The sequence below is a fragment of the Saccharicrinis fermentans DSM 9555 = JCM 21142 genome, assembly GCF_000517085.1.
Lineage (GTDB): Bacteria > Bacteroidota > Bacteroidia > Bacteroidales > Marinilabiliaceae > Saccharicrinis > Saccharicrinis fermentans.
Genome location: NZ_KI912107.1, coordinates 319,488 through 334,734, shown reverse-complemented (window position 1 = coordinate 334,734; position 15,247 = coordinate 319,488). Strand labels below are relative to the sequence as shown.

11 protein-coding genes are annotated in these 15,247 nt (G+C 36.9%); 3 read left to right on the top strand and 8 right to left on the bottom strand.

Features of this window, described 5'->3' with window-relative positions; all coding sequences use genetic code 11:
• Positions 1–42 precede the first annotated feature (42 nt).
• Positions 43–687 (bottom strand): hypothetical protein, encoded by a 645-nt coding sequence (locus CYTFE_RS0101570; RefSeq protein WP_027470374.1) that lies wholly within the window; start codon positions 685–687, stop codon positions 43–45.
• 34 nt (positions 688–721) lie between these two features.
• Positions 722–2,860: a TonB-dependent receptor gene (locus tag CYTFE_RS0101565; protein WP_027470373.1), complete on the bottom strand. Its 2,139-nt coding sequence runs from the start codon at positions 2,858–2,860 to the stop codon at positions 722–724.
• A 385-nt stretch (positions 2,861–3,245) separates the two neighbouring features.
• On the opposite strand from CYTFE_RS0101565, the gene CYTFE_RS0101555 reads away from it, so the two are divergent.
• Positions 3,246–5,045 carry a toxin-antitoxin system YwqK family antitoxin gene (locus CYTFE_RS0101555; protein WP_027470371.1) on the top strand — a complete coding sequence of 600 codons (1,800 nt, stop codon included), beginning with the start codon at positions 3,246–3,248 and terminating at the stop codon, positions 5,043–5,045.
• A 116-nt stretch (positions 5,046–5,161) separates the two neighbouring features.
• On the opposite strand, the gene CYTFE_RS0101550 is transcribed toward CYTFE_RS0101555, so the two are convergent.
• From CYTFE_RS0101550 to CYTFE_RS0101535, 4 genes are all read right to left on the bottom strand, one after another.
• Entirely contained in the window at positions 5,162–6,469 is a 1,308-nt protein-coding gene (locus CYTFE_RS0101550) for an IS701 family transposase (protein ID WP_027470370.1), read from the bottom strand.
• A 288-nt stretch (positions 6,470–6,757) separates the two neighbouring features.
• On the bottom strand, positions 6,758–7,246 hold the full coding sequence (locus tag CYTFE_RS0101545) for an RICIN domain-containing protein (protein WP_081735880.1): 489 nt from the start codon (positions 7,244–7,246) through the stop codon (positions 6,758–6,760).
• A gap of 276 nt (positions 7,247–7,522) precedes the next feature.
• Positions 7,523–8,800 (bottom strand): fibronectin type III domain-containing protein, encoded by a 1,278-nt coding sequence (locus CYTFE_RS0101540; protein WP_044262474.1) that lies wholly within the window; start codon positions 8,798–8,800, stop codon positions 7,523–7,525.
• 36 nt (positions 8,801–8,836) lie between these two features.
• Positions 8,837–9,661, bottom strand: a complete 825-nt coding sequence (locus tag CYTFE_RS0101535; protein WP_152541745.1) for a hypothetical protein — start codon at positions 9,659–9,661, stop codon at positions 8,837–8,839.
• Between the two features lie 234 nt (positions 9,662–9,895).
• On the opposite strand from CYTFE_RS0101535, the gene CYTFE_RS0101530 reads away from it, so the two are divergent.
• Positions 9,896–11,824 carry a tetratricopeptide repeat protein gene (locus CYTFE_RS0101530; protein ID WP_154665599.1) on the top strand — a complete coding sequence of 643 codons (1,929 nt, stop codon included), beginning with the start codon at positions 9,896–9,898 and terminating at the stop codon, positions 11,822–11,824.
• Here CYTFE_RS0101530 and CYTFE_RS28210 read toward each other — a convergent pair.
• On the bottom strand, positions 11,805–13,784 hold the full coding sequence (locus CYTFE_RS28210; protein ID WP_027470365.1) for a peptidase U32 family protein: 1,980 nt from the start codon (positions 13,782–13,784) through the stop codon (positions 11,805–11,807). The genes CYTFE_RS0101530 and CYTFE_RS28210 overlap by 20 nt on opposite strands.
• Positions 13,785–13,875: 91 nt before the next feature.
• Complete coding sequence (locus CYTFE_RS0101520; RefSeq protein WP_027470364.1) at positions 13,876–14,640, bottom strand: YdcF family protein; 765 nt, start codon at positions 14,638–14,640, stop codon at positions 13,876–13,878.
• 2 nt (positions 14,641–14,642) lie between these two features.
• Between CYTFE_RS0101520 and CYTFE_RS0101515 the strand changes: the two genes are divergently transcribed.
• On the top strand, positions 14,643–15,245 hold the full coding sequence (locus CYTFE_RS0101515; protein ID WP_235208147.1) for a nitroreductase family protein: 603 nt from the start codon (positions 14,643–14,645) through the stop codon (positions 15,243–15,245).
• Positions 15,246–15,247: the final 2 nt, after the last annotated feature.

Genomic DNA, 15,247 nt, shown 5'->3' with positions numbered 1-15,247 from the left:
AGATATAAAACCTGCAGAAAAATAGCGAAAAAATATCATCTTCTATTCTACTACATATTGTTTCAACATTTCTTGTGTATGCCATTGTCCCCATGAAGGCCACAAATCTCCTTTGGGGCTTTGTTGATTAAAGAGTGCATTGGCTTTTTCAAACAAGGGTTTGGCTTTTTTCTTTCCCCCACCAAACATGGTGGGCGTATGATATATATTATTCGCCCTACAGTAATACAAGCGAGGATTTTCGTTGTCCAGTTCTTCAGCCCTATCCAACGAAGAGTTGGACAATATAGAATACTTCATGCCACTAGCCGGACCTGTGATACGCATAGAATAAAGTAAAGCCTGTAAAACATATATTTCTGATTCCTTCGGCTTAAATTCCAATAACCTGTCCATATAGCTTTGTGCCACATCCAGGTGCCGAGCTATTTCTTCATCCGCTTTCACAAAAAAAGCTATACGCACTAACGAATATGAGGCATAATACAAGGGCAACCATTTATCCTGCTCCTTATTAGCTACTCGATAAAAAGATGCAGAGATAGCCTGTAACTCTCGTGCTGTCTGCACCTTATACATTTGTTTTATATTATTTCGCATTATCTCTTCATAAGTTTCTGCCGATGCATTTGCTCCACATATAGAAACGATCATAAACACAGTAATTGTAACAGTCAATATTTTCATGATAATGGTATTTTATGCCGAACTATACCGGCGGTTATTTTAAAGTTATAAATATTCCTATAAAAGCAGACTGTTGTATGTCATTTCTTATGGGAAGGTAAACAGAAGATCCGTCAGGTCTGGAGATAGGACTTTGTTGATATCCATAAATATTATTTGTCCCTAACACATTAGATAAAGACAAATAAACAATGGTTTGGTTGCCTAACACCTGAGTGAGGTAACTCAGGTTCATATCCAGTCCATGTGTACATGCTCCATGATGTGTCACAGTGCCTTGAGAGCTATCCTCATACCAATTTCTTCCACTGGCCACCCAATACGTTCCTCCCAGCAAACATCTAATAGCCGAAAACCAATATTTCCCAACTACTGAAGCATTATGTTTGGACACGAAAGAAGGTCGTGCATAAAAGTCAAAATTTTTATATTTACGATGCGTATCCATCAAGGAATATGACAACCAGTATTCCAGATTCTTGATGGACGTATTATCGCGCCAAAACACATCCACACCAGCGGCTTCGCCATAACCTGTGCTACGATAATAATCAGGATCGGCATATTCATTCCCTTCATATTTTACCAGGTGGCTGTATTTTTTGTAATAGGACTCTATCCTCAAGAAACGTTCATCCACACGGCCGGCCTGATAAGCTAATATATAGTGACGGGCACTTTCAAAAGTTAGATTGGATGAAAATTTTAAGGCATCAGGGTGCGGATTCTGATAAAAATGACCATAAGAAGCAGATAACTGGCTCCGCTTACCTGTTGCCATAGCAATACCCAGTCGAGGCGCTACACTACTTCTTTTTAACAAAGAAGAGTATTCATACCTGAGTCCTGTAGATAAGGCCACATTTTTAGATAACTGAATCTGTGTTTCTGCAAATATCCCGGTTAAAAAATCTCGAAACCCGGGTTTATATTCCATTGAATCGGGATGTGCCCTATAAGTTTGTGCAAAATCACTCAATGTATGACTAACTCCATATCTCAACTTTATATCATCACCCAAGGCATGAACCACCATCATCCTCATTTCTATATTGGCCTCCTTGTTTTCAATATGTTGCCAGCCATAAATAATATTTGGATGATCAAAGGTGAGCGAAACGCCTGCCTTTATGGACGTCTTATCATTTAATGGTTGTCGATAGGTTATATTTCCATAGTAATTATGATTTTTCGAGTCGGTGATATAATTCAAATCCTCCCTCTCACTATTGGTCTTAAAACGGCTTTCTCCCACATCAGCCGTAAAATAAGCTTTCAACATTCCGTTCTTTTTTGTTTTATGCCGATAAATAACACTACCACTGGTAGCCTCCGTGGGCTTTTCCCAATCTAATTTAGTATCGACCATACCATAGTAGGGCAACATATTAATATAACTGCCAATTATAGAAATAGAATTATTCTCCCATGCATCGGTATAATTAGCTTCCATCCCAAGACTCATTAACGACAGTGACAAAACATCTTCGGTCATCAGATCATTACTTTCCAGTACCAATACCGAAGACAAAGCCTGTCCATATTCCGCAGAATATCCACCCGTATTAAACATGACACCCGAAAACAAAGAAGGCGAAAAACGTCCACGTGTTGGTACATCAGGTACTTTAGAATAATAAGGCTTACCTGCTAAAACTCCATCAATAAGTGTTTTGGTTTCATAAGCCTCTCCTCCTCTCACCAACAAGCGTCCGTCATCATTGGCATGTTGGGTTCCGGGTAGTGTATTTAAAGCACCTGTCACATCCCCCAAAGCACCAGCAGTTGTATAAATATCCCGAGATTTCATGACAGATCCTTTGTACTTATCCCCTGCAGCAAAACTACCTGCCGTTACCGTTACTCCTTCTATACTTTGAAAACTTTCTTTGAGAACAATATCTATTGTATACCGCCCAGGTTTCAAAACCTGCTCAAATAGTTGATAACCAACAAATCGAGCCACCAAAACCACCTCACCTTCTTCTTGGGTAAAAACATCAAACCCACCATTTAAACCTGAAATATTCCCATCGTAGGTATCTTTAAAATAGATATTAACACCTACCAATGGGTCTCCCTCTATATCGCTTACTTCTCCAACAACACGCGTTTGCGCAGTAAGCTGAACCGATAGTATAAAGGATAATATAATAAGAAAAACTGTCTTCATAATCTTTTAATGTTAATGACAATTCAAAATTGCCAACAAACTCACAGATGAAAAAAAAGAGATTACTGAGCTGTTGTTTTTTCAGGATGAACGGTGCATGTTTAACCAATACAAAAGGCACACTGCAATAATGAGATATTCCAATTTAACATTCATTACATCTCCCCATAACAATGCAAAATAATTCAAAGTAAAGCATTGGATGTTGAACACTAAATGATGGAACCATGGATAGAGAAACCTCCAAATGAAAACTATTTGCGAGTAAGTGATATAAATATTATTTTTGAGACCTATCCTGTTGATACAATCTATCAACGATGTTTTATCATATTTTTTACAGGCTCCATAATCATTACATATTCAAAAACAACACACAAACAACATGAAGACTAAAACATTATGTGCTATTTTATTTATATTCACTAAAACTATTTATATAAATGCACAAATCGACACGCTTTATTATAACAGTTATTGGTACGAAACAATAAAAGAAAGAGCTGAATATTTTAGACCAAAACCAGTTAAAAACAATGACTTTTTTTTGATAAATAACTATTTCATCAGTGGCGAATTAGAGATGTCAGCCCAATCCTCCTCCATAGAAGAAGATATTTTCGAGGGTGAAGTAAGGTGGTATTACAAATCCGGAAAGCTGAAAGAAACTGCCAATTACAAAAATGGTTTAATGGAAGGATATGTATGCCAATACGATTCCACAGGACAACTTTTGGCAAAATGCCTCTATAAAGACAACAAAGCTTACCATGGAATTTACTATACCCAAAAAAAAGATATCAGTGTTTTTAGTCATATTAAAAATGGCATATCTACATTAGATGAAATAACAGACATCAATGCGCAGGGCAAGGCAAAAATTATGGTTGAACTGCTGAATGATCACTACCAGCAGAAGATATTCAATATCAAAGGTGAATATATTGGTAAAGGTGAATTTGACCAAGATGGCCATAAAAAGAACGGGATATTTGCCGATATAATGTTCAGACCCATGCAAATATTTAGTTTAGAATATGTAACAGAGGGCAAAGTGGATTCTACATGCTATTTTTATAGAAATGGTTTGATTAAACAAATAACTAAGGGTGAAGGTGATAACAAAACAGACACCTACTTCGATCAATCAGGTAAACAAATGGGTACATTACACTACAAAGGTAAGTATCCTTATGAGGGTTTAAAACTTGAATTTCCGGTTAATATGCATGTTTATTGTGACCATGTGTCCCGTTATATGAAATACAAAAACGGTTATTTACATGGTCAATACATCGAATACCACACCAATGGTCTGCCTCGCGAAGTTGGTCAATATACCGAAGGAGATAAAGATGGCCTTTTTAAATATTACGATGAGCAGGGTAATTTATATTGTGAAGGCTGGTTTAAAAAAGGGAAAAAAATGAATGGTGAATTTGGTTCATATACCAACTACTTGGATAAAAAAATATACAAAGATGGGACGTTTATAGAAGGATATACACATCATAAAAATGGGGTACTTAAAGAACATGTCATCATAGATTCATTGCGCCTATATTATGACAAACAAGGAAACGAAATTGCACGATCAAGCGATAAGAATAACCGCGTTTATAATGGGACAAGTGCCCGTTTTAGAAACAATGGTAATATCGACAGTAAAAACTTCTACCGAAACGGACGTTTATTTAAGACGCTAAAATATAGAAAATATGATGGAAGTTTAAAGCTGGAATACTACTACGAAGATGGGAGAAAAACAAAAGGAATTGCATATTATTCAAGCGGTGAAATATTTGCAAAGATTGAAAGTCCGAATAGTAATCTTGAAAAATGGACCTATTTTAGCAAAGAGGGTCATGTAATAGCTATTTTTGAAAAGAGAGACCATGTAAAAAATGGCGACCTATACGACTTTGACAATGACATCATTGATAATATTACCCGCTACAGAAACGACACCGTCGTATACAAAAAACAATTTACTTCTGGGGGCAATGTATTATATGAAGCAGATTTTAACGGGTCTGTTAAATATTATAACAAATGGGGAAAAGTAATAGCACAAGGAAGCTATCGCGATGGCCAACCTTACGATGGAACCTTTTACACTTACGACCATGATCTTCACGTCAAAAAGATATTCCACATGAAAAATGGGGTAAAAAAGAACTTATAGAGGAAACTTGAAATAAAATACTAGCATCCAAACATATTGGTTAAACTCTGAAAAAAAATTGCTGTTACAACGATGAATGATAAAAAAAGAAACAGCCTAATTCTACTTTAACAGATTTATTGCTTTGAATAACAGAGGTCTATGTCACGCTGTCGCTTTTCATGTCGCTGCTGCAGTTTTTCCAGCATCCGTTCATCGGTCATTTCACGATAAAATTTGTATACCATAAAATCCATAATGTCTCTTGCCGACAACAATGGGACTTCGTCTTGATTCAATAGTTTTTCTTTCAGCATAAAGCTGCCCACCATTAAGTTGAGGGCTACTTGGTGATGCCATGACAGCCATTTGCGGGTTTGGAACTGATCCAAGCCTACTATCTGTTTTTGCTCTTTGAAGCTATGCTCAATGAAAAAGCGTTGTGCCTGCATGTATGCCAGCGCCTGATGCGTGTATTGAGCAAGTTCTGCGTTAGTGAACGAATATTTTATTTCTACTCCCTGCTTTGTCTTTCTTTTCGAAATGACCAGCAACCGTTTCTCAACAATGTTCTGAACCTTATCCCAAATGTAAACTGTCTTAAAATGGAACAATCCCTTCAGCTTTCCCTTGGCAGAATCACGAATGTCAAGCTTTTTCCAGTCCTTGTTTGTAAGCGTTTCTATATATTCGTTAGCGTTTACCGATGGGGTGCTTGCCTTCGGCCTTTTGGGTGGGCGCCCACGATTGCTCTTTCGCTCTGGAATATGTAGTTCTGGTTTTTCAAGGTGGATTTTTTGATCGCTATGAATGTCAAGCATGTACACCAAACCCATATCCTCAACCGAACGGGTAAACGCAAGGTCATTGCCATAAAGTCCATCCCCCCCAACGTAATCGAACTCGATACCCATTTCCAGTTGGTGCTTCACAATATCTGTAGCCAGCTCCGGTTTTGTCTTGAAAACCCTGTCCTCTTTGGGGATGCCAGCAGTTTCACACCTGGCGTTGTTAGTACACCATGACCTTGGAAGGTACAGTCTCGTGTCGACCAACGCTGCATATTTGTCCGTGCACAAGCAACCAAAAACTGCAACCTGCGAGTTTGCAGTCTTCCCAACGTTCCCGCAATACTGGTGATCAACACCAATGCTTTTGTCACCTTTTTTCACCCATCCGCTTTCGTCTATGAGTAATCCTTTTAATTTTTGGTTTGGGAGTGATTGGTCTACCTGATTTGCTATTTGGTCGATGACAGCTCTTGCATCCCAATTGGATTCGGTGATAAAATGCTGCATCTTATGGTAGTCTGCGTTTAATGTCTCAGTGATGCGTTCGATGTTTTTCAAATCGCTTAAAGCTAGACCTTCGACGTATTGAGTAGCTTTGTCGAAGTTGGATTTTGTTCTATTTTTAAAATGGTGCTGAAATTCAGATAAATACACTTCAAGTCGGTTGTTGACCGCTAGCAGTGTTTTACCATTATTCGTATATTTTTTTAAGTTTTTCGCCCGTTACCCATTGCAAACTTGAGTTTTGTTCTTTGTTTCAATTGCAATATACTAATTTACTGTTTATTACGAAAGAAAAACAATACTAAATTATCGTTTTTTCAGTGATCATTTTAATCTGTTAAAGTAGAACTAATTGTAAACAAAAAAAGGATATCACAATAAGCAATATCCCAAAAACGGAAGAAACCGTTCATGAATGAACAGCTTCTTTTAAAAATTTTATTTTTTAAATTCAACAAGCTTCCATCGTGCCACATTGTTCTTAGACCATAATAATACGTTAGAACCTTTCTGACCGTGAACCGTTTCAGACGAAAGACAATTGCCACCCTTTGTCATGATATAAACATAGCCATCTTTATCATTAACAATCTTAAATCTTTGAGCATCAGTAAGATTAATTTGATATTGAGTGACATTGGTTTTTCTTTTATCAATTCCTTTATAAAAATCAAGTGCCTTACCTGAATTTACATTTTTAATATAATAATACCCTCCGGTAGCATTTATAAAAGTAAACTGCTGACCTGTAGATTTATTATTATCCCACAACTGAACATTAGCTCCATTGTCTTTACTACCTTTGTGTACATCGAGAACTCGTCCTGACTTGTTCACAATTTGATATTTAACACCTTCTTTAACTTGTGCCTGTACAATGGTTACTGCAACAAAAAGAAATAACACTGTAAAAACATTTTTCATCATTTAAACTTTTTAATTATTAATAATACACATATAATCTTCTACTTATGCATTCGCCTTAGAACAACCCATTACTCTTCATTATAAGCCACTTATACAAGTAGATTCATATATTTTAAATCCTACTAAAATGGTATACGCTATACCTCACGAACAGTTACTAAAATATTCAAAAATCAAGAAATTGATGAAAATACGATTGTTCATATATAAACGAAGGCTGTTTTTTTCCACAAGCCTTCGTATTAATTTTCAAACAGTTCGATCTCACAATAAGCCTTACAGCCAAATATCTATTACACTACTATAAGATTTATTTCCTGTCGAAGATATAGCGACCACCTGATAGTACATCTTAACGTTTTTACCCCTATCACAATCTTTTATAGAAGTACCGCTTACTTCACCTACCTTTGATTTATAAGCCATATTCTTTGAACTAGCCACATACACCCAATATTTAACTGCGTCGCTAGCCTTATCCCAGCTAATAGACACACAATTTTCATTCAAACTAAGAGACACTCCCTCAGGTTTACCCGGAATAATCTCATTCGAAACAGGTTCTTCATAAACCATATCCTGCACAACAGTTTGTCCTAATATTTCTCCATCTTTATTTTTGGCCACTACCTGTAAATAATAAGTTTGTCCATTCTCCCAACCCATATCTTTTGTATAGGCAATCATATCCACTAATTGGCTATACTCCCAATCTGGATAAAAGTATTTATCGGTTGCAGCTAACTTAAAATCACCATCTGGTTCAGATGAACTATACATCTCAAGTACTAAGTCGCCATATCCTGTCCAATCACTTTGATCTGCAAATAAATCTGAAGCGACTATCAAGACCTTCATTCTTAAACCTTTTCCATAGCTCTCCTCATATCCATAAGACTCTATCTTCAAATCTACAATTTCACTGGCAGTTGTAAAAGATACTGTTGCTGCATCAGAAAAAACCAACTCTTCATTTCTTTTATTAAAAGCATACAAAAACAAAGTATATTCAGTATCTGCCTCTAAGGATGAGATCCGAACATTATTCTCACCTTCGGTAACATCGTCGATGGTTATTAGAGGGACCGACTCTCCAGTTCTGGTCTCGGCATATATGCTTATACCATCACATGTCCCACTATAGGTGAATTGAATATCAACACTCGTTTTTTCTGGAGAAAGTGCGGTCGCTTCCGTTGGGGAAGAAGGAGCAACAAGAGGTGCTTCCTCGTAAGTTATTTGTAAGATAGCCAGCAATTTACTAGCTTCAGAATCAGCATACGCTTTTACTTCAACAATATCATTATCTTCAATTTCAGTAATCACTGCCTGTGTACCTGTATAAGGAATATCAGATATACTCTGACCTCCCACAAATACATAATAGGCAAGAGCACCTTCATAAGCATTCCATTGCAGAAGCACCGTACCATGATTTTCTGTAATATTTCCACCTGTAATCTCTCCGATTTGCACTTCATTGTCATCATCTTTACTACACGACATCATCACAAGAGTAAAGAGAAGAATCGTAAATAATTGAATTTTGTTCATGATTTGTTTTTTTTGTTAAGTAATTTATCTTAAGTATTATTTATGGTTATACACCCAAAAAAACTCTGGAGTATATTTAAACTTCCTTTTAAATGATTTGGGATAACAAGCCATGAAATCGGGGTTATCGCCAAAAAGTTCTACAAACTCTTTATTTCTAAATGAACCAAACAAAAAAGGAATGAGACCAGGTTTTTTAATCAACAAGCTCTCTCTGGTACCTTTCTTTTGCACTCGGAAAGAAGAGTAATAATCTCCCATTTCTCCCCCACCAAACAGGAGCGAGAATAAATTAAAATCTTTTCCAAACTCAGATTTCATATGACCAAGACTCACGTAAACCTTATATTTATCCGCAAAACCATTATTTACCAGCAACATTAATTGTGAGTTTTCCTTTCCTTTAGCTGATACTTTTGTAACCACCCTTTCGAGGATAAGTGGCTTATAATATTTCTCCTTATTAAAGGAATCAAATTGGGAGATATTAAAAGGAAGATTTTTATTGCTTACATCACTGGCATTTTTCCCGCCAATACTTATACCAACATTAATAGCAATATCCTTGTCAACAAACTTCATGTCGGGATTAAAAACAACACGTTGCACATCAGCTTCTTTAATTTGATGCAATTCTCCATCTGTTCCATGCCATTGCCATTTATTCATTTTAATGGTCATTCCCTGTTTAAATTCTCCTTTAATCGACTCTCCTGAACGAAGTGTGATAACACCTGTACCTGGCAGGGGAAATTTTTCAAAACCATCTCTGAACGATACACATTCAACCGTCGGGTTCTGTGCCCACAATACGGAAGTCAACCCAATTAAAACACCTAGGATTTTGATTCTTTTTCTCATGTTCATTACTTTTTTTATCATGTTTTTTAAGCTAAATTTCAAATAAAACATCCATATATCGGACTTATATCGAAGGCCAAATATAGGAGACAAATAGCCACAAACTACCCGTCAACACTAGGATTTAAAGATTCTGGAATATTTTTAAAGATTTCGGAATGTATACACATCGCAAAAAAAAGTTTTTGAATTAGAAGGCTTTTGAATATTTTTGCCTCCTTTCAAAAAAAATCTATGAATTCAACTATTACAACTTCTATTATTGCTCTGCTCTTAGTCATCATGTCTGCATGTGGAAAGAACAGCACATACGATTCTCAAATTGAAATCATCCATGAACAAGCGGTGAAAAATCATAGAACATCACGAGATTCTATCCCATACTTTCTTAATGAGTGTTTAAAATATGATACACTTCAGTTATCTGATTTATCTAAGGCCCGTATTCTTCATATAAAAGGTCTTGACTATGAGGCAAAATTAAATTATGACAGTGCAGGCATTACCTTTTTAAATGCTGCCTCGCTATTAAACGACCATACTTTGAAAGCCACCTTACTATTACGGTCGGCAGTTGATGTATTAACAAACCAAGAATATAAGAAGTACAATCACATAATGGCAGATGCAGAAAAATTGGTAAATAAGTTGAATGACCCCATTCATCTTGCAGCATTCCAGGCTAAAAAAGGTGAGTATTATATTGAAATTGCAGCATACGAAAAAGCGATCCCGTTTTTCACCAAAGCCGATAGTATATTAGAAAACCACGATATTCTAATAGGCCGCGAGTATTTTCAATACCGCATTGGATTTTCTTATCGTCGCTTATCTAAATATTCTCAGGCATTTGACCATATAAAAAAATCCATCTCCTTTTCCACCCAATTAAACAACAACTACAGGTTAACCTTGAACCTACTGGACATTAGCAGGATGTACAGAGATGCGCAACGGTTTGATGAAGCACTAAAATGGGAACAAAAGCATCTCGACCTTGCTACCGCACACCAAAACAGGGAGCAAATACAAAGGGGCTATGAAAACATGGGGATTATTCATGCTGGAAAAAAAGATTGGGATACAGCAGAAACATATTTCAAAAAATCATTAAAGATGGCTATTGAGATAAATGAACCCGCAAGTGTTGGCGATGCCTTGAGCAATACCGGAAATTTTTACTATCTCAGGGGCGATTATGATAATGCACATCACTATTATCAAAAAAGCTATGAACACAGAAAAAAACACTATAATAAACCTTTGTCAATTATATCTAGCTTATTCCACCTTGGAGACCTCGATCTGGTAAATCAAAATTTCAAATCAAGTGAAGCCAACTTAAAAAAAGCCGTTTTTCTGGCCGATTCAGCAAACCTCATTGGCTGGGCTGTTACTGCAAGTAAACGCCTTGTTGATATCTATAAAAAAACAAACGACTATAAAAAACATACAAAAGCACTGGAACAGTATGTTAGTTATAAAGACAGGTGGAACAGTGAAGTACAAAACACCAAATTTAATAAGCTCACTTTACAGTACGAAAAAAAGCATAATGAGGCCATTATTGCAATGCAGGCCAACCAACTTAAAATCGGCAGACTTCTTCTGATAATCATAAGTATATCTCTAATTTTTGTAATTTCAATCACCGTATTTATTTTCATTCATAAAGCAGCGAGATTAAGAGCTTTTAGGGCTATCTACCGACAGCAATTACTCGTAAATGATCAAAAGCGCGTAATCGAGAGTCTGCTTAAAGAAGTGAACACAATAAAACCCGAAAAATCAGAAAGCGTATTACGTTCCCGTTTAGTGGAGTTACTTGAGAAACAAGAGATTTATAAAAATCAAGATGTATCTCTTGAATTTGTGGCCAATAAACTGGCCACAAACATTACATATGTTTCTAAACTTGTTAACAGTGAATTTAATTGCAACTTCAATACCCTCATTAACCAGCACCGTATAAATTATTGCAAAAGCTGCATAAAGGATAATGAGGAAAAAATACCCATGAAAAGTATTGGTCTCAATGCAGGATTTAAATCACAATCAACATTCTACGCAACATTTAAAGAATTTGTAGGTATGACCCCACTACAATATGCAAAAATTAGCAAAATGGAAATAAAACAGAAAGCTAGCTCAAACCTCGTTTAAAATTGAAGGTAGTAGAAGGTTGCAGTTGTTCCGAAGCTTTAAATTTCTTGAACAATTTTGCTGGTAAATGTTTGGATGGTGACTCTGTGCGTAAATCAAACATAAACCTAAAAAAACCTTCTTTTTTGAGGAGTTGAGCATACTGCAATAAAGCCACTGGAGTATTTGAATACACCGAAGTCATGCCATTACGCACATAACGCTTGAACGCTTTATCTGTATTATCCATAAATTCATTTTCAGGATGATAAACTTCCACGGGCATACGTGCAAAAAACAGCTCAGGGTTGGCATACACCGGCACAATACCATCTCTGGACGTACCATTCTGCAGGTTTTCGAAGTCATTTTCAACAGGATAGGTAATACACTGCACACCCAAGGACTTGATACCTCTGACAGCTGCATCATTATACACATATACCCGCTCGTTGGTAATCACTCGACACCCCTTTGGCAACATATCCAATTGGGATAAATGACTCAGTACAAAATTTTTCATCCCACTCCGACATAGCCACTTGATATCTTGTAACATTTCCTGCAAATGGGTTTCTGGAATAAAACCCGGAAGTTCCACATAAAAACGTGACAAATTTTTCTTAAAGAAGGGACTATCAAATGGTATTTTTCGCCAATCTTTTCTGGGAATATCCAATAATATTCCTTTAAAATCATCCACCCTCAGTTTACGCAACCATTCAATATTATCAATACGTACAAAAAACTCAAGATGGCTACCTTGTTGATTTTTAATCTGTATGTCCTGTCTAATTTTCCTCTTATAGGCACCACTAAGCGACTTTACATTCTGATGTTTTAAAGCATCAAACTTATTGGAAAAGTTACGTGATGGTAAACCTATTAAATAAACATCGTCTCCCTTTCTGATGTGTTTACTGGTAAATACGTGATAAACGTCATTCTCCTCACGCACCTCTTTCACCTTTACAGAAACAGACTCTCCCAATTTATTAACAACACGCAACTGTTGTCCCGCCTCAATGGAGAGTTTTGATTGAACAAAAAAACCATCATCACATAATTTTTTTACCGCACCCAGAAAAATCCCATTATTCGTATTATTAGAAATAGCTCCTTTCACTTTACCTCCCATGAAATATTCAGTTTTTTCACGACCGAAATCCCACTTCAGCATTTCTTCTGCTTCAGGCAGCTTGTCGGGATCATCAATGACCATCCGGTATGCCTGAGCCACCCGATAGACATAGGCAGAGGACTTCATTCTCCCCTCAATTTTCAAAGAGGCTACTTTCATCTTGGTGAAATCAGGTACCAACTTAACTTGCTGGTTATCCTTCAACGAAAATATAGCATGCTTTTTACCATCATCCTTAAAGACCCGTCTACAAGGCTGGGTACACTGTCCCCGGTTCGCACCTTTACCCCCTAGATAACTACTAAACAAACACAATCCAGAAAATGAATAACACAAGGCTCCATGCACAAAAACCTCCACCTCAATTTGTGCTTTTTGCATTATCAGCTGTAACTCAGCATGGGTCAGCTCCCGCGCCATAATCACCCTATCAATCCCAGCTTTTTTCGAAAAGTTAGCCCCAATAGAGTTATGATTAGCCATTTGTGTACTGGCATGAAGAACCAAAGAAGGAAAGAATTTTTTTGCCAGATACCATATCCCCCAATCCTGAATAATAACAGCACTCACCGAGGTCTGAGACAGAAAATTTAGTACATCCAACAATTCCGGAATCTCATAGTTCTTGATGACTGTATTGAGTGTTACATAGATTTTAACATTCTTCTTCCCTGCAATATCCAACATGGTAATCAATTGGGCATTTGAAAAGTTAACGGCGCGACCGCGTGCATTAAACTGCTTTAATCCCAAAAATATGGCATCTGCCCCACCCTCAACTGCCGCATGAAACGACTCAATATTCCCTGCCGGGATTAACAACTCAGGTTTAAAATCCATCTAATAAATTTTCTGTGCTACAAATATTTTTGCAAAAGTAATAAAAAAGTCTGCAGATTACATCCCCATAGCCAACAGAAGGAAAAACAAATCAGGCATACCCACGTATCTTATATACAAGGTATCCTAACCATTCTTTAAATAACAGTTCCCAAGTAGCCATCACAGATGCCGATGGAATCAAGCATTCCCAAACTTCAGGTGGTCTATTGGCTTGCAAGGCGTCAGTCTTAAAAGGAGTCACATCTATGCCTGCTTTAGCAAAGCAGCCCAAAGCTCTTTTCATATGAAAACCCGATGTCACCAACAAAAACTTTTTATCTGCTATACCTTCTCTCTGTAGCATCTTTAATGTTTCTATTGCATTTTCATGAGTATTTCTGGATTTCCATTCCGTTAAAATAGAATCTTCCGGCACTCCCAACCCAACAAGGTAATCCTTCAAAAACTCACCACTACTTTTTTGCCTAACAATAATCCGACTAGAACCGCCTGTAAATATAAAACGCTGTGCTTTGCCTTCTTTATACAAACGCAAAGCTTGCAACAAACGGTCGCTACTGCGGGTAAATTGAATCCGTTGAGATTTTGCACGATAATTTGAAAATCCACCCAACAAAATAATACCTTCAAACTGATTCAATCCACTGGTGTCTTCCAACTCACCTTCCCACCACCCACTCACATGATAATACAAAAGTTGGTTAGAAAAAACAATCAAAATACCCAAAGCCCCTAACAATAACCATCTTCGCCATTTGAATCTTTTAAAAACAACATACGCCCACAACAAGCTCAGAACCCACCAAATGGGGGATATAAGGAATAACAATATTTTAGAAAGAATAAAAAACATGTATGAAAATTATTTTAATGCTTGAAAAATACAAAGAAGATTTGATATATTGTAAAATCATTTCAGATGGAAGCAAAACAAAAATTATCATGCATTTTAAAGAGCTAATAAAATCGAGATATGCCGTTCGGACATATCACGAGAACAAGGTAAACCCAACATTAATAAAACAAGTCGTCAATGCAGGCAGGCTTGCTCCATCGGCTGCCAACCGTCAGCCCTGGAAATTCATTGCCGTCGACGATGATGAAATTCTGAACAAAATTCATGCAGCATATCCCAGAGAGTGGTTTGCTAAAGTCCCCAATCTTATCATTGTATATGGTAATCACGAGGAATCATGGAAAAGATCATTCGATGGAAAAGATCATTGCGACATAGATACCGCAATAGCGATCGATCACATGACCTTGGCGGCCACAGAGCTTGGATTGGGAACATGTTGGGTCTGTCACTTTAACCCCCAATTAATACAGGAAGTGATTCAAAATGAGCCATATTGGGAACCCATGGCCATACTCACCATTGGTTACCCTGTTGAACTAAAGGCTCCACATAAAAAACGCAAAACAATAGAAGAGGTATTAAGCTTTAACGGCTGGTAATC

Coding starts and splice junctions, on each gene's coding strand:
- CYTFE_RS0101570 (WP_027470374.1), bottom strand. CDS start 687: ATGAAAATATTGACTGTTACAATTACTGTGTTTATGATCGTTTCTATA.
- CYTFE_RS0101565 (WP_027470373.1), bottom strand. CDS start 2,860: ATGAAGACAGTTTTTCTTATTATATTATCCTTTATACTATCGGTTCAG.
- CYTFE_RS0101555 (WP_027470371.1), top strand. CDS start 3,246: ATGAAGACTAAAACATTATGTGCTATTTTATTTATATTCACTAAAACT.
- CYTFE_RS0101545 (WP_081735880.1), bottom strand. CDS start 7,246: ATGATGAAAAATGTTTTTACAGTGTTATTTCTTTTTGTTGCAGTAACC.
- CYTFE_RS0101540 (WP_044262474.1), bottom strand. CDS start 8,800: ATGAACAAAATTCAATTATTTACGATTCTTCTCTTTACTCTTGTGATG.
- CYTFE_RS0101535 (WP_152541745.1), bottom strand. CDS start 9,661: ATGAGAAAAAGAATCAAAATCCTAGGTGTTTTAATTGGGTTGACTTCC.
- CYTFE_RS0101530 (WP_154665599.1), top strand. CDS start 9,896: ATGAATTCAACTATTACAACTTCTATTATTGCTCTGCTCTTAGTCATC.
- CYTFE_RS28210 (WP_027470365.1), bottom strand. CDS start 13,784: ATGGATTTTAAACCTGAGTTGTTAATCCCGGCAGGGAATATTGAGTCG.
- CYTFE_RS0101520 (WP_027470364.1), bottom strand. CDS start 14,640: ATGTTTTTTATTCTTTCTAAAATATTGTTATTCCTTATATCCCCCATT.
- CYTFE_RS0101515 (WP_235208147.1), top strand. CDS start 14,643: ATGAAAATTATTTTAATGCTTGAAAAATACAAAGAAGATTTGATATAT.